The sequence below is a fragment of the Rhodanobacter sp. Root627 genome (genome assembly GCF_001427835.1).
GTDB classification, from domain to species: Bacteria; Pseudomonadota; Gammaproteobacteria; order Xanthomonadales; family Rhodanobacteraceae; genus Rhodanobacter; species Rhodanobacter ginsenosidimutans.
In genome coordinates, this window is the sequence record NZ_LMGW01000001.1 from 1,434,004 (window position 1) to 1,450,974 (window position 16,971).

Below are 16,971 nucleotides of genomic sequence, written 5' to 3' on the forward strand. Positions count from 1 at the left end.
TACAAGCGGTGTTTGACGCCGCGCTTACTCCTCCACGTAAGTACGCGGCACCCGCTTCAGCGCACACAGCAACTGGTACGCGCTGGTCTCGCAGCGCGCAGCCAGGTCATGCACACGCACTTGCGCACCCCACAACTCGACCCGGCTGCCCAGGCCGGCAGTCGGATGATCGGTGAGATCCACCGTCAGCATGTCCATCGACACGCGGCCGACCAGGTCGCCGGGCCGGCCATCGATGGCTACCGGCGTGCCATTGGGAACGAATTGCGGATAGCCGTCGGCATAACCCATCGCCACCACACCGATGCGGCTGGGCCGGCGGGTGACGAAGCGCGCGCCGTAGCCCACCGGTTCGCCCACGCCGAGGTCACGCACGCTGATGATTCCCGACTCCACCGTCATCACCGGGCGCAAGCGGTCGGCCACGGGATGGGTGCCGGCAAACGGCGAGGCGCCGTACAGCATCAGGCCAGGCCGCGACCAGTCGCCATGCACATCCGGCCAGCCCAGCAGTGCGGGCGAGTTTTCCAGGCTGGTCGGCAGCGACGCCTCCGCGCAAACCTGGTTGAACAGCGCCAGCTGCTGCCCGGTGCGGTCACAATCCAGTTCGTCGGCGCGGGCGAAATGAGTCATCGCCACCACTTCACCAACGTGCGGCATTGCCTGCAGGCGATGCAGCGCGGCGCCGTAATTCTGCGCCGCCAGACCCAGCCGGTGCATGCCCGAATCAAGCTTCAGCCATACCGTGAACGGCTTCGCGGGCCGCGCGCGCTCGATGGCGTCGATCTGCCAGTCTGCCTGCACCACGAACCACAGGTCGTGGGCTTCGATCAACGCCAGCTCGGACGCTTCGAAAAAACCCTCCAGCAGCAGGATCGGCGCGCGTATGCCGGCCTCGCGCAATTCCAGCGCTTCCTCGATGCAGGCCACGCCAAAACCATCGGCTTCGGGTTCCAGCGCGCGGGCACAGCGCACCGCACCGTGACCATAGGCGTCGGCCTTGACCACGGCCAGCGCCTTGCGGCCGCCCAACTCGCGTGCGAGGCGATAGTTGTGGCGCAACGCGGCCAGATCGATGAGCGCACGTGCCGGGCGCATCAAGCGTTCGCCCCCGCAGCACGCGTGCCGTAGCGGGAAATATCCAGGCCCTCGCCGCTGATCTGCGGCGGCCGCCCGGTCATCAGGTCGGACAGGTAGCGACCCGAGCCGCAGGCCATGGTCCAGCCCAGCGTGCCGTGACCGGTGTTGAGGTAGAGGTTGTCGAGGCGGGTGGCGCCGACCACGGGCGTGCCGTCCGGCGTCGCCGGGCGCAGGCCAGTCCAGAACGAGGCGCGGGTCAGGTCGCCGCCATGGGGGTACAGGTCGTTGATCACTTTCTCCAGCGTCGCGCGCCGGCGTGGCGACAGCGACAAATCGAAGCCGGCAACCTCGGCCATGCCGCCAACGCGGATGCGCTGGCCAAGCCGGGTCACGGCGACTTTGTAGGTTTCGTCAAGGATAGTGGAGGTTGGGGCCATTGCCGGGTCGGTAATCGGCACTGTCAGCGAATAGCCCTTCAACGGATAGACCGGCAACCGGATGCCCAGCGGTACCAGCAGCCGCGGCGAATAGCTGCCCAGCGCCAGCACGTAGCGATCGGCGCGTTCCGTTTGGCCGTCTATCCGTACGCCGGTGATGCGGCCGCCATCCTGCTCGAACCTCTCGATGGTGGCACCGAAGCGGAACTCGACACCGGCCGCCTGCGCGCGCTCGGCCAGGCGCCGGGTGAACAGCTCGCAATCGCCGGTTTCGTCGTGAGGCAGGCGCAAGGCGCCGCTCAACTGGTCGACCACGCCGGCCAGCGCCGGCTCGGCCCGCACGATGCCGGCGCGGTCCAGCAGTTCGTACGGTACGCCGTACTGATCGAGCACGGCCGTGTCCTTGTCCGCCCCGTCAAGCTGTGCCTGGGTGCGGAACACCTGCATGGTGCCCAACTGGCGGCCTTCGTATTCCAGCCCCGTTTCCTTGCGCAGCTCATCCAGGCAGTCGCGGCTGTACTCGGACAGGCGCACCATCCGCGCCTTGTTGATGGCGTAGCGGCTGGCCGTGCAGTTGCGCAACATCTGCAGCAGCCACAGGTATTGCTGCGGATCGAGGCCGGGCCGGATCGCCAGCGGCGCGTGACGCATGAACAGCCACTTCAACGCCTTCAGCGGCACCCCCGGGGCGGCCCATGGCGACGCATAACCGGGGGAAATCTGGCCGGCGTTGGCGAAGCTGGTTTCCAGCCCGGGCCCCGGCTGGCGATCGACCACGGTGACCTCGAACCCCGCACGCGCCAGATACCACGCGCTGCATACGCCGATCACGCCACTGCCCAATATCAATACCCGCATTGCCCTCGCCCGCCCTGTCGTTCGCCCGCACCTGCGCGGGAATCGGAGGCGAGTATAGGAAGGTTCGACCAGGCTTGTTTTCCGTCTTTTGTGCCAATGACAGGTAAAATCACTGCCAAACAGGCAAGCAACGGAGCTTTCATGGCCGGCCAACGCCGCAACTTCGACAAAATCGACCGGAAAATCCTGCGCGTGCTGCAGGAAGAGGGCCGCATATCGTTCACCGACCTGGGCGAGCGGGTCGGCCTTTCCACCACGCCCTGCACCGAACGCGTGCGCCGGCTGGAACGCGACGGCGTGATCACCGGCTACCACGCGCGGCTCGATCCGCAACTGGTCGGCGCCGGCCTGCTGGTATTCGTGGAGATCAGCCTGGCCTACAAATCAGGCGACATCTTCGAGGAATTCCGCACCGCCGCGCTGCGCCTGCCCAACGTGCTGGAATGCCACCTGGTTTCCGGCGCGTTCGATTACCTGATCAAGGCGCGCATTTCCGGCATGGCGTCGTACCGCAAGTTGCTCGGCAGCACCTTGCTGACGCTGCCCAACGTGCGCGACTCGAAAAGCTACATCGTGATGGAAGAAGCCAAGGAAACCCTGACCCTGCCCATCGGCGACCGCATCGGTCGCGCCGAGGGCGGGCGGGATGGCAAGGGCGACTCAGGGCCATGAGCGGCCGAGGTTGTCGCTCACAGCGTCTGAAAATCCTGCCCATGCCAGGCAGCATGTACACGTGGCTGGATGCAGCGTGCACAAACCCCGGAATCAACGCGACGCCAGCGGACGACTGAAACCCGCCTCCATTCGCTGCATGCAGTGATGCAAGGCCTGCTTCACGACAGGTGCTTCCTCAAGCAGGTCGGCGTGGGTTTGCAACTGCTGCGCGCAGGCCTCCAACAATTGCCGAACCCGTTCGCGCGGCTGCTCGATATCGCAGCGTCCGGCCAGCTCCAGCAGATGCAGTCGCGCGGCCTGGAAGCTCTTGCTGCCTCCGAGAGTGAGCGCCAGCGCATCGTCGGGAAGGTACGCGGTGGTGTTGACGATGTCATAGGCCGGCGCAATGCGGCAGTCGGCTGCGGCGGGGTGGGTGTAGAGCAAACCGAAGTTCTTCAAGTGTGCATCACCGTTTCCCACGATCACCGACAGCGCCACCATGTCGAACAACTGGTTGAGCGCCGCCCGTACGTTTTCGGCCGGGCAGTTGTTGCGGATGACCCTGGCCAGGCGCTCATAGCTGCCTTCATACTTTTGCGGCGTACCCAGCCCCATCAGCGTCGCCATGTCCTCGAAGCCCAACGGCATCCCATCGTCATGTCGGCGATCGAAACGACGCATCACGAACAGGTCGTGTCGGTCGGACAGATAAAACTCGGGCACGGGAATGTTGGCGGCGCGCGCGATCGACATGCATACGAACTCATTGATCGCCAGTCCCGGGTACTGCACCTGGCCGCTTTTCACGATCAGGTCGCCGGCGATCAAGGTGGCTTTCGATGCCGGAGGCTCGAACCGCTCGGGTACCAGTACCTTCGGCTGCACGCCCGAAACGCCAGTGCGCAACAGATAGCGTTCCACCAATTCGGTAAACAGATTCTCGGTGCCGTCCCACGCGAGGATCTCTGCCAACCGCTCACCTTTCGCCGCCGTTTTCGTCTTGCCGAACAGATGCTCGATCTCCGGCGATTGCACGCACAAACGACCGATCGCGCCATCGTTCCCGGTGAGCGCAAGCAGCAACATGGGATCGAAATGGCTGAGTTTGGCCAGGCGCAGGCGCAGCTGCTCCAACACGAAACCCTCTGGCAGGCTTTGCTGAAAGATCGGCAGCAGTTGGGTGGCGCGGTACTGATCGCGCCGCACCGGCATGGTCAGGCTTACCGCGACATCAGGGGTGCTGCCCGAATAGCGAAATTCATAGTGCCCGGCTTCATGATGCAGGTCGCCGCTCACGCCCTGCGGCGTCAACACCTGCGCAAGCACGACGGTGGCCGTTTGCCTACTCACGGTAATGCTCCGCGAGCTCCTCAAAGGCCGGGCGTTGCGCCGGCTCCAGCCGGAACGCCACATCCAGCGCCGCCGCGATCCGGGCGTAACTTTCGAAAGCCACCGAGCCCCTGCCCTGTTCCAGCAGCACGAGCTTGGAGCGCGCCATGCCGGCGCGCTCAGCCAGAGCAGCCTGGGTAAGGCCCCGGCGTTTGCGCAATTCGCGGATCTGGCGGCCCGTGTCGCGTAGAAGGAACTCGATATCCATGTCTCGAATATCAGACATCCATCTCTAAATGTCCAGTTTGACAGTCATTTAGTTTATGAATCCAGAACACCTCCGCCGCGGCGGAAAAACGAAGCCATTCCCAGGGTGCGGCGATGAGTTCGATCAACATGCGATGTCGATCAACCTTCCGCACCGCATCACATGGGAATGGGTGATCCGCGGCCTGCACGTCCGACCCAAAGAAAAACCCCGCGTTTCCACAACGCGGGGTTCGTCAGTCCTGAGCCTCGCGGCGCAAGACCCGCCTGTCGCGCGATCAGCCGTGATCAGGCGAACGGATCGTCCAGGCTGATGGTGTCGTCGCGGTCGGCACCGGTGGCCACCAGGGCCAGGCGGCAGCCGGAGAGTTCCTCCACCGCGCGCAGGTAGGCGCGGGCGGCGGCCGGGAGCTTGTTCCAGTCGCGGATGCCAGCGGTGGATTCCTCCCAACCGGGGAACTCCAGGTACACCGGCTTGCACTCTTCCCAGCCGTCCGCGTCCAGCGGCGCCAGTTCGCGGCGCTTGCCGCGGTATTCGTAGGCGACGCAGACCTTGATGCTGGGCAGGCCGTCCAGCACGTCGAGCTTGGTGATGGCCAGGCCGTTGATGCCGTTGATCTGCACGGCGCGCTTCAACGCCACCAGGTCGATCCAGCCGCAGCGGCGCGGACGACCGGTGCTGGCGCCGAACTCGTTGCCCTTCTTGCGCAGCAGCTCGCCCATCTCGTCATTGAGCTCGGTGGGGAACGGGCCGCTGCCCACGCGCGTGGCGTAGGCCTTGCAGATACCCAGCACGTAGTCGATGTCGCCCGCGCCCACGCCGGTGCCGGCCAGCGCGCCACCCACGGTGGTGTTGGACGAGGTGACGTAGGGATAGGTGCCGTGGTCGATATCCAGCAGCGCGCCTTGCGCGCCTTCATACAGGATGTTGCCGCCGTCACGGCGCACGTCGTGCAGGATGGTGGCGACGTCGTCGACCAGCGGACGGATGTATTCGCCCCAGGCCAGCGCGTCCTTCAGCACGGTGTCGTAGTCGACCGGTTCGGCCTTCAGCCACTGGGTGAGGATGAAGTTGTGGTACTCGACGGCAGTCTTCAGCAGTGCCGGCAGCTCGTGCGGGTACATCAGGTCGGCCACGCGCACGCTGCGGCGGGCCACCTTGTCTTCGTACGCCGGGCCGATGCCGCGGCCGGTGGTGCCGATGGCCTTGCCGCCGGCGGCAATCTCGCGCGCCTTATCGACCGCGATGTGGTACGGCATGATCAGCGGCGTGGCCGGGCTGATCTTCACGCGCGAACGCACCTCGACGCCGTTGGCTTCCAGCTCCGCGATCTCGCTGATCAGCGCTTCGGGCGACAGCACCACGCCATTGCCGATCAGGCACAGCGCGTCGTCGCGCAGGATGCCCGAGGGGATCAGGTGCAGCACGGTCTTCTTGCCCTTGATCACCAGCGTGTGGCCGGCATTGTGGCCACCCTGGAAACGCGCCACCGCGCTGACCCGCTCGGTCAGCAGGTCGACGATCTTGCCCTTGCCTTCGTCGCCCCATTGCGCGCCAAGGATTACGACTGACTTGCCCATGATCTTCTCGCTCACTATGCGTTGATTCCACGCGGGAACCGGGAAATAACTCGCGCATCCGGGCTAGCCCGCGATGCACCTCAATGGAACCACCGCAACAGCACCAGGCCGATGATGACGGCGCACGCGCCGAACAGTCGCAAGGTCCGCGGAGACAACGTCAACGCCTGTCGCATCATCGCCTGCCAGGATGCCGGTGCCGCAAACAGCAGCAGACCCTCGAGCACCAGCACCAGGCACAGCGCGGCCGCCAGCTGATGCATCGATCCCGCCTAGCGCTTCTGTACAGGCTGGTTGAAGTAGCGCATGAACTCCGAGTCGGGCTTCAGGATCAGCATGCCCTTGCCGTCCTCGAACGACTTACGGTAAGCCGCCAGGCTGCGGTAGAAGGTGAAGAACTCGGCATCCTGACCATAGGCCTTGGCGTAGATCGCCGCGGCCTGCGCATCGCCCTCACCACGAATCTTGGCCGCGTCACGCATTGCATCGGCACGCAGGACCTGGCCCTGGCGATCGGCGTCGGCCTGGATCTTCTCGGCCGCTTCCTGACCGGTGTAACGCAGTTCATTGGCCAGTTGCAGGCGCTCGGCACGCATGCGCTTGTAGACCGATTCGCTGACCTCGTTGGGCAGGTCGATGCGCTTGATGCGCACGTCGACCACGGCAATGCCGAGGTTCTTGCGGGCCGACGCATCGGTTTGCGCACGCACGCGCTCGGTGATGTCCTTGCGGCCGCCGGAGATCAGGTCGGGCAGCGTGCGGGCGTTGAACTCGAAGCGCAGCGCATCCTTCACGATCGGGGTCAGCCGCTGCGCCGCCTGCAGCTGGTCGCCGCCGGTGGCGCGGTAATACGCGGCGTTGTCCAGCACGCGCCACTTCACGTAGAAGTCGACGTTGACGCTCTTTTTCTCGGAGGTGAAGTAACGCTCCGGCGGCGCGTCCAGCGACAGGATGCGCTTGTCGAAATGCATCACCTGCTGGATCACCGGGATCTTGAAATGCAGCCCCGGCTGGTAATCGGTGTGCACGATGCGGCCGAATTGCAGCAGCAGCGCGCTGTGCCCTTCGCGAACCACGAACATGCTGTTGAGCCCCAGCAGGATCAACAGCACCGCGACGACGCCTGCGGCTATCCGGCTCATGGCTGCGCTCCCTTGTCGGCTGAATTGCTGCTGGCGGCGGGCACCACGACATTCGCGCTGGATGAATCCGCATTGGCCGAAGTGGCCGTGCCGCCCTGTTGTGCCGGCAGGTTGATGATGTTGCGGCCGTCGGAGCCGTCGATCACCTTGGGGTTGTCAGCCATCACCTGTTCCATGGTTTCCAGCCACAACCGCTTGCGGGTGACCTCCGGTGCCGCCTGGTACTGCTTCAGCATCAGGTCGAAGCGGTCGGTGTCGCCTTCGGCGCGGGCAATACGCTCGGCCTTGTAGCCGGCCGCCTCGGCCGCGATGCGCGCCGCGTCGCCGCGTGCCACCGGTACCACCTTGCTGGCGTAGGCCAGGGCGCCGTTCTCGATGCTCTGCTTGTCTTCGCGGGCGTTGTTGACGTCGTCGAAGGCATCCTTCACCTCGTTCGGCGGCGCCACGTTCTGGAAGCTCACCTCGGTGACGCGCAGGCCCGAGTTGTAGCTGTCCAGCGTTTTCTGCAACGCCACCTGCGCCTCGCTGACCAGGCTGGCGCCGGCCGCGGACAATATCTGGTCCATGTCGCTGCCGCCGATCACCGAACGCACTGCCGCCTCCGCCGCGGCGCCCGTGGTGCCATCGGGATCGTTCAGCGAGAACAGGTATTTGCGGGCATCGTCCACCTGGTATTGCACGGTGAAATCGATGGTGATGATGTTTTCATCGCGGGTCAGCATGGCGACCTTGTCGGTCACCGAGCGGATGCGGGTGGCTTCAACCTTGGTGATCGTCTCGAACGGCACCGGCAGCTTCAGGTGGAAGCCCGGCGGCAACGTGCGCGAATACTGGCCGAAGCGCAGCACCACGCCTGCCTCGCGCGCACCGACGATGGTGTAGCTGCTGAACAGCACGCTGAGCACGATCAACACCACCACGACGGTAATGATGCCGCCCGCGCCATTGCCGAACTTGCCGAAACGGCTCTTCAGCTGCTTGAGCAGGTCGTCCAGGTTCGGCGCGCCGCCCGAGGGCCGCTTGCGGTTCCATGGATCGCCCTGTTGTCCCTTACCGGGTTCATTCCACGCCATGAGTCAGTCTCCTTGGGACCGCTGGAGGCCGGCAGCCACGGCCGGAGCACACGTTGAAAGGGGAAACCACATGATGTCTGCCATAACGGTGGGGGCATGTGCCGACCCGGTCAGGCGGCAGCACAAACGCCGGACAGTTTAGCAGAGCCTGACGCATTGATCCCCTGCCCGCGACCGTCTCGACCGGGCCACGCCGGCGCCGCCAGGCGCCTTGAACGGGGAGCACCGCTAGGACGCCGGGGCCAGCAGATCACGCAGCATGCCGGCCTCGGTCGCATCCGCGCCCAATGGCGCCAGCACGCTGCGTGGCGCATCGATTCGCAGGCGCCAGCCGTGCTCGTCGACCGTTTCCTCGGCAATCGCGCCGGAGGCCTTGAGCCGGGCATGCAGGCGCCCGGCGGTCAGTGGCAGATGCAGCGACGACTGCACCCGGTCGCCACCCAGCAACTCGCCCAGCGCCTGGTGCAGCAGCTCCACCCCCGCGCCGGTGGCGGCTGACAGCCACACCCGATACGGGCGCCCGTCGCCATCGCGGTCGATCCGCGGCTCAAGCCCGGCCAGGTCGATCTTGTTCATCACCTGCAACTGCGGCAGGTCGCCGGCGTCGATCTCCTGCAGCACCTTGTTGACCACCCGATGCAACGGCTCGCGCTCGTCGTCGGCGGCGTCGCTGACATGCAACAGCAGGTCGGCCTCGCGCGCCTCGGCCAGGGTGGCGCGGAACGCGGCCACCAGGTCATGCGGCAATTCGCGGATGAAACCGACCGTGTCGGCCAGCACGGCGGGGCCGCAGCTGAGGCCGTCGATCTTGCGCACGGTGGGGTCCAGCGTGGCGAACAATTGGTCGGCGGCGTAGACCTCGCCGGTGGTGAGCGCATTGAACAACGTGGATTTGCCCGCGTTGGTGTAGCCCACCAAGGCCACGCGCGGCACCGTGTTGCGCAGCCGCGCGCGGCGCTGCTGGGTGCGCTGGGTCTGCACTTTCTCCAGCCGCTTGCCGAGAATCTTCACCCGCTCGTTGAGCAGGCGGCGGTCGGTTTCCAGCTGGGTTTCGCCGGGGCCGCGGTTGCCGATGGCACCACCGCGCTGCGCGTCCAGATGGGTCCAGCCGCGCACCAGCCGGGTGGCGATGTGCTTGAGCTGGGCCAGTTCCACTTCCAGCTTGCCTTCGTGCGAGCGGGCGCGCTGGGCGAAGATGTCCAGGATCAGCCCGGCGCGGTCGACCACGCGCACCTTGAGCTGCTTTTCGAGGTTGCGCTCCTGCACCGGGGTCAGTTCGTGATCCACCAGCACCAGGTCGGCCTCCAGCGCGGCCACCGCCTCGGCCACTTCATCGGCCTTGCCGCTGCCGATGTAGAAGCGCGGGCTGGGTACATCGACACGGGCGGTGATGGCCGCCAGCACCTCGGCGCCGGCCGACTTGACCAGCTCGGCGAATTCCTCGGCACGGCGGGCGCTGTCGCCCTCACCGCGCGAATGCGGCATGACCAGTACGGCGCGGTCGCCTTTCTTCTGTCGATCAAACACGAATGGGGTGGGCCTTTGCGGAAACGAACCTACTTCATGCGGGCCAACACCCCATCAATCAAGCGCCTGCGTCGGCCGGCGTGCCGGCGGCGGGCGCGGCGTCGTGGTCGGTGTGGCCCTCGTGGTCATCCGCGCCACCGCTGATACGCACGTTGCGGCTGGGTACCACGGTGGAGATGGCGTGCTTGTAAACCATCTGGCTTACCTGATTGCGCAGCAGCACCACGAACTGGTCGAACGATTCCACCGTACCCTGCAGCTTGATGCCGTTGACCAGGTAGATGGCCACCGGCACGCGTTCGCGCCGCAATGCATTGAGAAACGGATCCTGCAGCGATTGTCCCTTGGACATGTTTTGTTCCCCTGGCGACGGACGGGTCCGGAAAAAAACGCCTGCGGCGTCCGGCCCAACTCCGGTGATGGTAACCGCTTTCAAATGCTTGATGAAAGGTGGTTTTCAACCTGCCGACGCAAATGAGCAGGGGTTGGCAAAAGCACGTTCAGCGAGGCCTGGCGACACCGTCCAGCAGCAGTTGCACAGCGTCGGTCGCACGGAGCGTGCAGCCCGATTCGTCGGGGTCGAAAAACCGCGCACCGAGGTCGCTGCGCAGCCAGGTGATCTGCCGTTTCGCCAGCTGGCGGGTGGCGAAAATGGCCTGGTCGCGGAAGGCGGCTGCGTCGATCTTTCCTTCCAGGTACTGCCACGCCTGGCGGTAACCCACCGCGCGGATGGCCGGCAGGTCGGCATGCAGGTCGCCGCGCTCGCGCAGCGCACGCACCTCGTCCAGAAAACCGTCCGCCAGCATGATGTCGAAACGCCGCGCGATGCGTTCGTGCAGCACGCTGCGATCGCGAGGCATCAGCGCCAGTTTCAGCACGCGCCAGGGGAAAGGTGTTTCGTGGCCGCGCTGTTGCAACTCGGACAGCGGGCGGCCGCTGAGCTCGATCACCTCCAGCGCCCGCTGCAACCGCTGCGCGTCATTGCTGCCGATACGCGCGGCCGCCGCCGGATCGAGCTGCGCCAGCCGCGCATGCAGCGCGGGCCAGCCGAGTTGCAGCGCCTCGGCACCGAGCCGCTGCCGGATCGACGCGTCGGCCTGCGGCAACGCCGACAGCCCCTGTTGCAAGGCCCGGAAATACAGACCGGTGCCGCCGACCAGCAGCGGCACCCTGCCCCGCGCGCTGATCGACTGCATCGCCACCAGCGCGTCGTCGCTGAAATCCGCCGCCGAGTACGGCTGCGCCGGGTCGCGGATGTCCACCAACGCGTGCGGGTAGCGCGCCAGCGTCGCCGCGTCGGGCTTGGCCGTGCCGATGTCCATGCCGCGATAGACCAGTGCGGAATCCACGCTGACCAGATCCAGCGGGAACCGCTCGCTCAACTCACAGGCCAGCGCGGTCTTGCCCGAGGCGGTGGGGCCCATCAGGAAGATGGCGAGGGGGCGCTGGTCGATGGGCATGGCAGTCAATCAGCCAAACGTCGGCGGCGCGAAAACGGCGGCCACCTCGTCTGCATCCAGCGCCCGCCATTCGCCCAACGGCAGCTCGCCCAGCGTCAACGCGCCGACCGCCACGCGCTGCAGGGTTTCCACGTGGTTGCCGGCAGCGGCAAACATCCGCCGCACCTGGTGGTAACGCCCTTCGGTGACGGTGAGCCGCGCATGGCGCGGGCCCAGCACCTGCAGTTGCGCCGGTGCCAATGGTTCCTTTTCCGACTCCAGCATCAGGTTGCCGCTGGCGAACAGCACGCCTTCGTCGCCGCGCAGATCCTGCGCCAGCGTGGCCTCGTACACCTTGGCCACGTGTGCCTTGGGCGAAATGATCCGGTGCAGCAACGCGCCATCGTCGGTGAACAGCAGCAGGCCGGTGGTATCGCGATCGAGCCGGCCCACGCTGGACAAGGCCGGCGTGCGCACGTTGAACCGCGGCGGCAGCAGGTCGTACACCACCCGGCCCGGGTCCTTGCGCGAACAGGTGACGCCCAGCGGCTTGTTGAGCATCAGCACCAGGCCGGGCGGCGGATCGAGCGGTTCGTCATCGACGCGGATGTTTTCGTGTGGCACCACGTCGTCGGCGTACAGCACCTCGCCATCGGCGTCGGTGATGCGCCCGGCACGGAACAACTGGGTCACATCCTTGCGGCTGCCGTAGCCCAGGTTGGCTATGAGTTTGACCAGTTTCATGGCTTGACCCGTTTCATTGGCGCACTCCGTTCGCTTCGATCACTTTGAAACCGTCCTGCGTGGTCACCGTGGTGACGTGATGAAAACGCGCCGCCAGGATCGCCTCATACGGCAGGTGCCGGTTCGCCACCAGCCACAGCCGGCCATCCGGCCCCAGCGCGTCGGCGGCGCTGGTGATGAAGGCGCGGCCCAGTTCGGGCAGGTCGGCGCGGCCCTGGTGGAACGGCGGATTGCTGACGATGGCGTCGTAACGCCGCGGCAAATCGCGGGTGACATCGTGCCAGTGCACCGCAATCTCGACATCACGGCCACTGGCCTGTTGCGCACGCGTCAGGTTGATCCGCGCCGGTTCCAGCGCACGCGCCTCCGCTTCGTACAGATCGATCGATGACACCTGCGGACAGCGGGCGATGATCTGTGTGGCCAGATAACCATAGCCGGCCCCCAGGTCGGCCACCCGCCCACGCAGGTCGGCCGGCAGGTGCGCGGCCAGCAAGGCGGAGGCGGGATCGATGCGGTTCCAGGCAAACAGCCCGGGCCGGCTGACGAAGCCATCGTCGGTTTCGCGCGGTGCATCCAGCGCCAGCCATTGCGTCAGCAGATCGCGGTCGACGTTGTCCGCCGTGGGCGTGGTCCAGAACACGCGGCATTTGTGCTTGGAAAGATGCTGCACGGCGCCGGCCAGTTTCACCAGGTCGGCCTCGCCGGATTTCGCGCCTTCCGCATTGGGCATGCTGACGAGCACGGTACCGCCCGGCGCCGTGTGTTGCAGCGCGCGGGCAAACAGCGCGCGCGCCTCGTCGCGCTGGCGCGGCGGCAGGATCAACACCAGCGGAAAAAGCTCACCCACGGATGCCTCGCCCACGTGCAGGCCACAGCGGCCCAGCTCATCGGCGAACGGCATGAAGCCCTGCTCGCACAACCAGGCAGGTTGCGCCATCTCGCGCAGGCGCACGCCGGCCCGCGCACGCAGGAACAGCACGCGGCCGTCGGACGGCAAATGCAAGTATCCCAACTCGAAGGGAACGAACAAGGCGGCCAGCGCCGTGTCGGGCGCGGCCGCGGAGAATCCGGATGCCGTCACGTCATTACTTCAGCAGGCGATTGATGCGCGCATTGTACGTGGCCGAGGGAAGCGCTTCCCTGTGTGGGAGCGACTTCAGTCGCGATGCTCTTGCTTTGAGGCTCAATGCAAAAAAGCATCGCGACTGAAGTCGCTCCCACATAACGGCGTTACGCCATTCCGCTGGACTGGTTGCGCCCCAACCGCGCCACCCACCGGTACAGCGCTGCATTGACCAGCACGAAGGCGATGCCGCCGATCCAGATCGCGGCGGCGCCGAAATCATCGCCCACCAGCGCCAGCGGCGTGCTCTTGCCGGAGAACACCACGATCGCGGCGATCACCACGCCGATGATGCTTTCGCCCACGATCATGCCCGAGGCCAGCAGCACGCCCAGTTGCTTGGTGCCTTCGGGGTTGGCGCCGCGGTCGGCGCGCTTGTCGAAGTACCAGCCCACGATGGCGCCGACCACGATCATCAGCGTGGTGGAGCTGGGCAAGTAGATGCCCAGGCCCACGGCCAGCGGCGGCAACCTGGCGGTGCGCGTCATGCGGCCCAGCATCTCGTCCAGCACGATCAGCGCCACGCCGATGGCGGCGCCCAGGCCGATCAGGCTCCAGTCGATATTGCCCTGGATCACGCCTTGCGCCAGCGCCGAGATCAACCCGGCCTGCGGCGCCGCCAGCGCCCGCGTGGGATCCACGCCGGGCATGCCGGCAAAGCCGTACGCTTCGTTCAACAGATCCAGCACCGGCGGGATCACCGCCGCGCCCACCAGCACGCCCACCACCAGCGCCACCTGTTGTTTCCACGGCGTGGCATCCACCAATTGGCCGGTTTTCAGGTCCTGCAGGTTGTTGTTGGCGATGGTGGCCACAGCGAACACCACCGAGGTGGCGAACAGCGCGAACGCCACCATGCCCTTGCCGGCGTCGCCGGTTTGCGCCTGCACGCCCAGCATCAGCAGCAGCGCGGCGATGATCACCACCAGGATGCCCACGCCCGACAGCGGACTGTTGGACGAGCCGATCAGCCCCGCCATGTAACCGCACACCGCCGAGACCAGAAAGCCCATCACCACCACGAAAACCAGGCCGCCGATCACCAGCAGCCACAAATGCTCGCCAAGCCCGGTGGCGAGGCTGAAATCGCCCAGCAACCAGGCGATCGGCAACAGGCAGGCCACGCTGATGAGGCCTACCAGGCCAATCGGCATGTCGTGTTCGGTGCGCGGCAAGGTGGATCCCTGGCCCGCCTTGCGCGCCCGCGACGAGGCCATCGCCGAGGTCAGGCCACTGATCACCGGCTTCACCAGTTTGGCCAGCGTGTAGATGGCCGCCACGCCGATCGTGCCGGCGCCGATGAAACGCACCTTGGCGCTCCACGCGGCCTGCGCCACGTCGGCCGCGGCGCCGGCGGTCGCCGCCAGCATCGTGTAATGCGGCACCGCCCAGCCCCACGCGATCACCGCGCCCAGCAACATCGCCAGGCCCACCCACAAGCCCACCAGATGACCCACCGCCAGCAGCGCGAACGACAGCGCGAAGTCGTAACCGGTGGCGCCGCCGCGATCGCCGAAACGGAAATACTGCGCCACGTTGCCGGCGAAAACGCGGGTCGCCACCACCACCGCAAACACTGCCGACACCACGGTGCCGGCGGCCACGGCCAGCAAGCCGGCGCGGCTGCTTTCCTCGGACGTGGCAGCCGCATCGTCGCCACCGCCCACCTTCAGCACCTCGGCGCAGGCCACGCCCTCGGGATACGGCAGGTCGGAATCGGTCACCAGCGCGCGGCGCAGCGGGATCGTGTACATCACGCCCAGGATGCCGCCGGTGGCGCAGATGCCGAAGGTGATCCAGAACGGAAAGCCGTTCCACCAGCCGATCATCACCAGCCCGGGCAGCACGAAGATGATCGCCGACAGCGTGCCCGCCGACGAGGCCACCGTCTGCACGATGTTGTTTTCCTGCATCGTGGAATTCTTGAACGCGCGCAGGATCGCCATCGAGATCACCGCCGCGGGAATCGAGGTGGCGAAGGTCAATCCCGCCTTGAGTCCGAAAAACACATTGGCCGCGGTGAATACCAAGGTGATCACGATGCCGATGATCAGGCCGCGTACGGTGAGCTCGGTGCGCGGCGTGGCGCCGGACAGGGGTTGTGCATTCACGACGGCTCTCCCGCGCCAATAGTGCGCGCAACGATAACGCGGAATGGTCGCTTACCGCGCGTCGGCGGAACCAACTTCTGGCACTGGCCACGCAAGCTCCAGCCCGCTCTGGAAGTGGCGCCGCTCGCCCGACAGCGGGTCGTCGAACGCCAGGTTGCGCGCCAGCAATTGCAGCGGGCGGCGATGGTCGTCATCGGCCGCGGGCGCAAGTTCGGGATACAACGTATCGTGCAGGATCGGCGCGCCCAACGCGGCCATGTGCAGGCGCAACTGGTGCTTCTTGCCGGTGACCGGTCGCAGCGCATAGCGCCAGATATCGACCCCGCGCTCGATCACCTCGATCAACGTCTCGCTGTTGGGTTCGCCCTCGACCTCGCGCATGCGGAAAAACGGCTCGCCCGCCACGATGCGCGAACGGCGATGCTGCGGAAATGACAGCTGCGGCAAACCCGGCGCCAGCGCGTGATAAAGCTTGTCGATGCGCCGTTCGCGGAACAGCGCCTGGTACGCCGCGCGGCTGGCCGGGTTGGCCGAGAAAAGCACCAGCCCCGCCGTGGCCCGATCGATCCGGTGCAGCGGCACCAGGTCCGGATTGTCCAGCCGACGGATCAGTCGCCGCAGCAAGGTCTGCTCCACGAAGCCGCCCGCCGGCGTCACCGGCAGGTAGTGCGGCTTGTCCGCCACCACCAGATGCGCATCGACATGCAGCACGGTTTCGACGCCGGGAATCGGCACCTCCTGCGCCACCTCGCGGTAATAGTGGATGCGCAGCCCCGCGCGGTATGGCGTTTGCGGCGTGATCGCCTTCCCCTGCGCATCCAGCACACGCCCGCGCTCGATCCGGTCCAGCCATTGCGCAAGGCTCACACTGGGGAAATGCGCGCACAGCGCGTCCAGCACCGTGGCCCATTCGCCGGCAGGCAGGTGCACGGTGCTGGCGTGGGGATCATGGAAGGCATCAATCATCAGCACCGCAGTCTAGAGCCAGCGCGTAGAATGGCCGGCTGTTGTCTCAAGGCTGGCTCATGGCGCTCAACTCCACCATCTACAAAGTCGAACTGCAGATCAGCGACATGGATCGGCATTACTACGCCACCCACGCGCTGACCCTGGCGCGGCACCCCTCGGAAACCGAGGAGCGCCTGATGGTGCGGCTGCTGGCGTTCGCGCTGTACGCGGACGACCGGCTGGAGTTCGGCAAGGGCCTCAGCGACGAGGACGAACCGGCACTGTGGCGCAAGGCGTACACCGACGAGATCGAACTGTGGATCGAGCTGGGCCAGCCCGACGAAAGCCGCATCCGCAAGGCCTGCGGCCGCTCGCGCCAGGTGGTGGTGATCAGTTACGGCGGCAACGCCGCGGAGATCTGGTGGAGCAAGGTCGGCTCCGCGCTGGCGCGCAACAGGAACCTCACCGTGCTCGACATTCCCGCCGCGACCGTGACCGAACTGGTTGCGCTGTTGCAGCGGGGCATGCGGCTGCAGTGCCTGATCCAGGATGGCCAGCTGCAATTGATGAACGACACCGACGCGGTGGCCGTGGACCCGGTGAAGCGCATGCTCGCCACGGACGCGTCGAAATAACCCTCACCTTTTCCGGAGAT

The 16,971-nt window shown here is 66.2% G+C and carries 17 protein-coding genes; 2 read left to right on the plus strand and 15 right to left on the minus strand.

The genetic code is table 11. The features are described from left to right. Positions 1-24: 24 nt before the first annotated feature. Positions 25-1,098 carry an alanine racemase gene (alr, locus tag ASD68_RS06700; RefSeq protein WP_056605255.1) on the minus strand — a complete coding sequence of 358 codons (1,074 nt, stop codon included), beginning with the start codon at positions 1,096-1,098 and terminating at the stop codon, positions 25-27. Continuing rightward, on the minus strand, positions 1,098-2,375 hold the full coding sequence (locus ASD68_RS06705) for a D-amino acid dehydrogenase (RefSeq protein ID WP_056604742.1): 1,278 nt from the start codon (positions 2,373-2,375) through the stop codon (positions 1,098-1,100). The genes alr and ASD68_RS06705 overlap by 1 nt, the downstream gene beginning before the upstream one ends. 141 nt (positions 2,376-2,516) lie before the next feature. Here ASD68_RS06705 and ASD68_RS06710 point away from each other — a divergent pair, with 141 nt between their 5' ends. Continuing rightward, on the plus strand, positions 2,517-3,047 hold the full coding sequence (locus ASD68_RS06710) for a winged helix-turn-helix transcriptional regulator (RefSeq protein WP_056080372.1): 531 nt from the start codon (positions 2,517-2,519) through the stop codon (positions 3,045-3,047). A 93-nt stretch (positions 3,048-3,140) separates the two neighbouring features. Here ASD68_RS06710 and ASD68_RS06715 read toward each other — a convergent pair whose 3' ends face one another. The 13 genes from ASD68_RS06715 to ASD68_RS06775 form a co-directional block, all read right to left on the minus strand. Beyond that, positions 3,141-4,442 carry a type II toxin-antitoxin system HipA family toxin gene (locus tag ASD68_RS06715; protein WP_082545973.1) on the minus strand — a complete coding sequence of 434 codons (1,302 nt, stop codon included), beginning with the start codon at positions 4,440-4,442 and terminating at the stop codon, positions 3,141-3,143. After that, a complete protein-coding gene (locus ASD68_RS06720) occupies positions 4,372-4,626 on the minus strand; it encodes a helix-turn-helix transcriptional regulator (RefSeq protein ID WP_056604749.1) in 255 nt (84 codons plus the stop codon). The genes ASD68_RS06715 and ASD68_RS06720 overlap by 71 nt, the downstream gene beginning before the upstream one ends. Before the next feature lie 287 nt (positions 4,627-4,913). Continuing rightward, positions 4,914-6,206 carry an adenylosuccinate synthase gene (locus tag ASD68_RS06725; protein WP_056081068.1) on the minus strand — a complete coding sequence of 431 codons (1,293 nt, stop codon included), beginning with the start codon at positions 6,204-6,206 and terminating at the stop codon, positions 4,914-4,916. 80 nt (positions 6,207-6,286) lie between these two features. Beyond that, a complete protein-coding gene (locus ASD68_RS06730; RefSeq protein WP_056080380.1) occupies positions 6,287-6,469 on the minus strand; it encodes a DUF2065 domain-containing protein in 183 nt (60 codons plus the stop codon). Positions 6,470-6,478: 9 nt separating this feature from the next. Continuing rightward, positions 6,479-7,348: a protease modulator HflC gene (gene hflC / locus ASD68_RS06735; RefSeq protein ID WP_007081727.1), complete on the minus strand. Its 870-nt coding sequence runs from the start codon at positions 7,346-7,348 to the stop codon at positions 6,479-6,481. Then, on the minus strand, positions 7,345-8,421 hold the full coding sequence (gene hflK, locus ASD68_RS06740) for an FtsH protease activity modulator HflK (RefSeq protein WP_056080384.1): 1,077 nt from the start codon (positions 8,419-8,421) through the stop codon (positions 7,345-7,347). Before hflK ends, hflC begins: the two co-directional genes overlap by 4 nt. A 228-nt stretch (positions 8,422-8,649) precedes the next feature. After that, complete coding sequence (hflX, locus tag ASD68_RS06745; protein ID WP_056080387.1) at positions 8,650-9,948, minus strand: ribosome rescue GTPase HflX; 1,299 nt, start codon at positions 9,946-9,948, stop codon at positions 8,650-8,652. Positions 9,949-10,006: 58 nt separating this feature from the next. Continuing rightward, entirely contained in the window at positions 10,007-10,300 is a 294-nt protein-coding gene (hfq, locus tag ASD68_RS06750) for an RNA chaperone Hfq (RefSeq protein ID WP_056604752.1), read from the minus strand. Between the two features lie 148 nt (positions 10,301-10,448). After that, the gene (miaA, locus tag ASD68_RS06755) at positions 10,449-11,408 is read right to left on the minus strand and encodes a tRNA (adenosine(37)-N6)-dimethylallyltransferase MiaA (protein ID WP_056604754.1); all 960 of its coding nucleotides are present in this window, start codon (positions 11,406-11,408) and stop codon (positions 10,449-10,451) included. Between the two features lie 9 nt (positions 11,409-11,417). After that, positions 11,418-12,131, minus strand: a complete 714-nt coding sequence (locus ASD68_RS06760) for a pseudouridine synthase (protein ID WP_056604758.1) — start codon at positions 12,129-12,131, stop codon at positions 11,418-11,420. 13 nt (positions 12,132-12,144) lie between these two features. Further along, positions 12,145-13,215, minus strand: a complete 1,071-nt coding sequence (locus tag ASD68_RS06765; protein WP_056604762.1) for a class I SAM-dependent methyltransferase — start codon at positions 13,213-13,215, stop codon at positions 12,145-12,147. A 149-nt stretch (positions 13,216-13,364) separates the two neighbouring features. After that, on the minus strand, positions 13,365-15,368 hold the full coding sequence (locus ASD68_RS06770) for an oligopeptide transporter, OPT family (protein WP_056604765.1): 2,004 nt from the start codon (positions 15,366-15,368) through the stop codon (positions 13,365-13,367). 51 nt (positions 15,369-15,419) lie between these two features. After that, a complete protein-coding gene (locus ASD68_RS06775) occupies positions 15,420-16,334 on the minus strand; it encodes a pseudouridine synthase (RefSeq protein ID WP_056605258.1) in 915 nt (304 codons plus the stop codon). Positions 16,335-16,393: 59 nt separating this feature from the next. Here ASD68_RS06775 and ASD68_RS06780 point away from each other — a divergent pair, with 59 nt between their 5' ends. Further along, complete coding sequence (locus ASD68_RS06780) at positions 16,394-16,951, plus strand: YaeQ family protein (protein WP_056080408.1); 558 nt, start codon at positions 16,394-16,396, stop codon at positions 16,949-16,951. Positions 16,952-16,971 lie beyond the last annotated feature (20 nt).

Bases quoted from the DNA above. Each gene is read 5' to 3' on its own strand.
- ASD68_RS06730 (WP_056080380.1), bottom strand. From the start codon at position 6,469: ATGCATCAGCTGGCGGCCGCGCTGTGCCTGGTGCTGGTGCTCGAGGGT.
- ASD68_RS06725 (WP_056081068.1), bottom strand. From the start codon at position 6,206: ATGGGCAAGTCAGTCGTAATCCTTGGCGCGCAATGGGGCGACGAAGGC.
- ASD68_RS06775 (WP_056605258.1), bottom strand. From the start codon at position 16,334: ATGATTGATGCCTTCCATGATCCCCACGCCAGCACCGTGCACCTGCCT.
- alr (WP_056605255.1), bottom strand. From the start codon at position 1,098: ATGCGCCCGGCACGTGCGCTCATCGATCTGGCCGCGTTGCGCCACAAC.
- ASD68_RS06705 (WP_056604742.1), bottom strand. From the start codon at position 2,375: ATGCGGGTATTGATATTGGGCAGTGGCGTGATCGGCGTATGCAGCGCG.
- miaA (WP_056604754.1), bottom strand. From the start codon at position 11,408: ATGCCCATCGACCAGCGCCCCCTCGCCATCTTCCTGATGGGCCCCACC.
- hfq (WP_056604752.1), bottom strand. From the start codon at position 10,300: ATGTCCAAGGGACAATCGCTGCAGGATCCGTTTCTCAATGCATTGCGG.
- ASD68_RS06710 (WP_056080372.1), top strand. From the start codon at position 2,517: ATGGCCGGCCAACGCCGCAACTTCGACAAAATCGACCGGAAAATCCTG.
- ASD68_RS06720 (WP_056604749.1), bottom strand. From the start codon at position 4,626: ATGGATATCGAGTTCCTTCTACGCGACACGGGCCGCCAGATCCGCGAA.
- ASD68_RS06760 (WP_056604758.1), bottom strand. From the start codon at position 12,131: ATGAAACTGGTCAAACTCATAGCCAACCTGGGCTACGGCAGCCGCAAG.
- ASD68_RS06715 (WP_082545973.1), bottom strand. From the start codon at position 4,442: ATGTGGCGTTCCGGCTGGAGCCGGCGCAACGCCCGGCCTTTGAGGAGC.
- hflK (WP_056080384.1), bottom strand. From the start codon at position 8,421: ATGGCGTGGAATGAACCCGGTAAGGGACAACAGGGCGATCCATGGAAC.
- hflC (WP_007081727.1), bottom strand. From the start codon at position 7,348: ATGAGCCGGATAGCCGCAGGCGTCGTCGCGGTGCTGTTGATCCTGCTG.
- ASD68_RS06780 (WP_056080408.1), top strand. From the start codon at position 16,394: ATGGCGCTCAACTCCACCATCTACAAAGTCGAACTGCAGATCAGCGAC.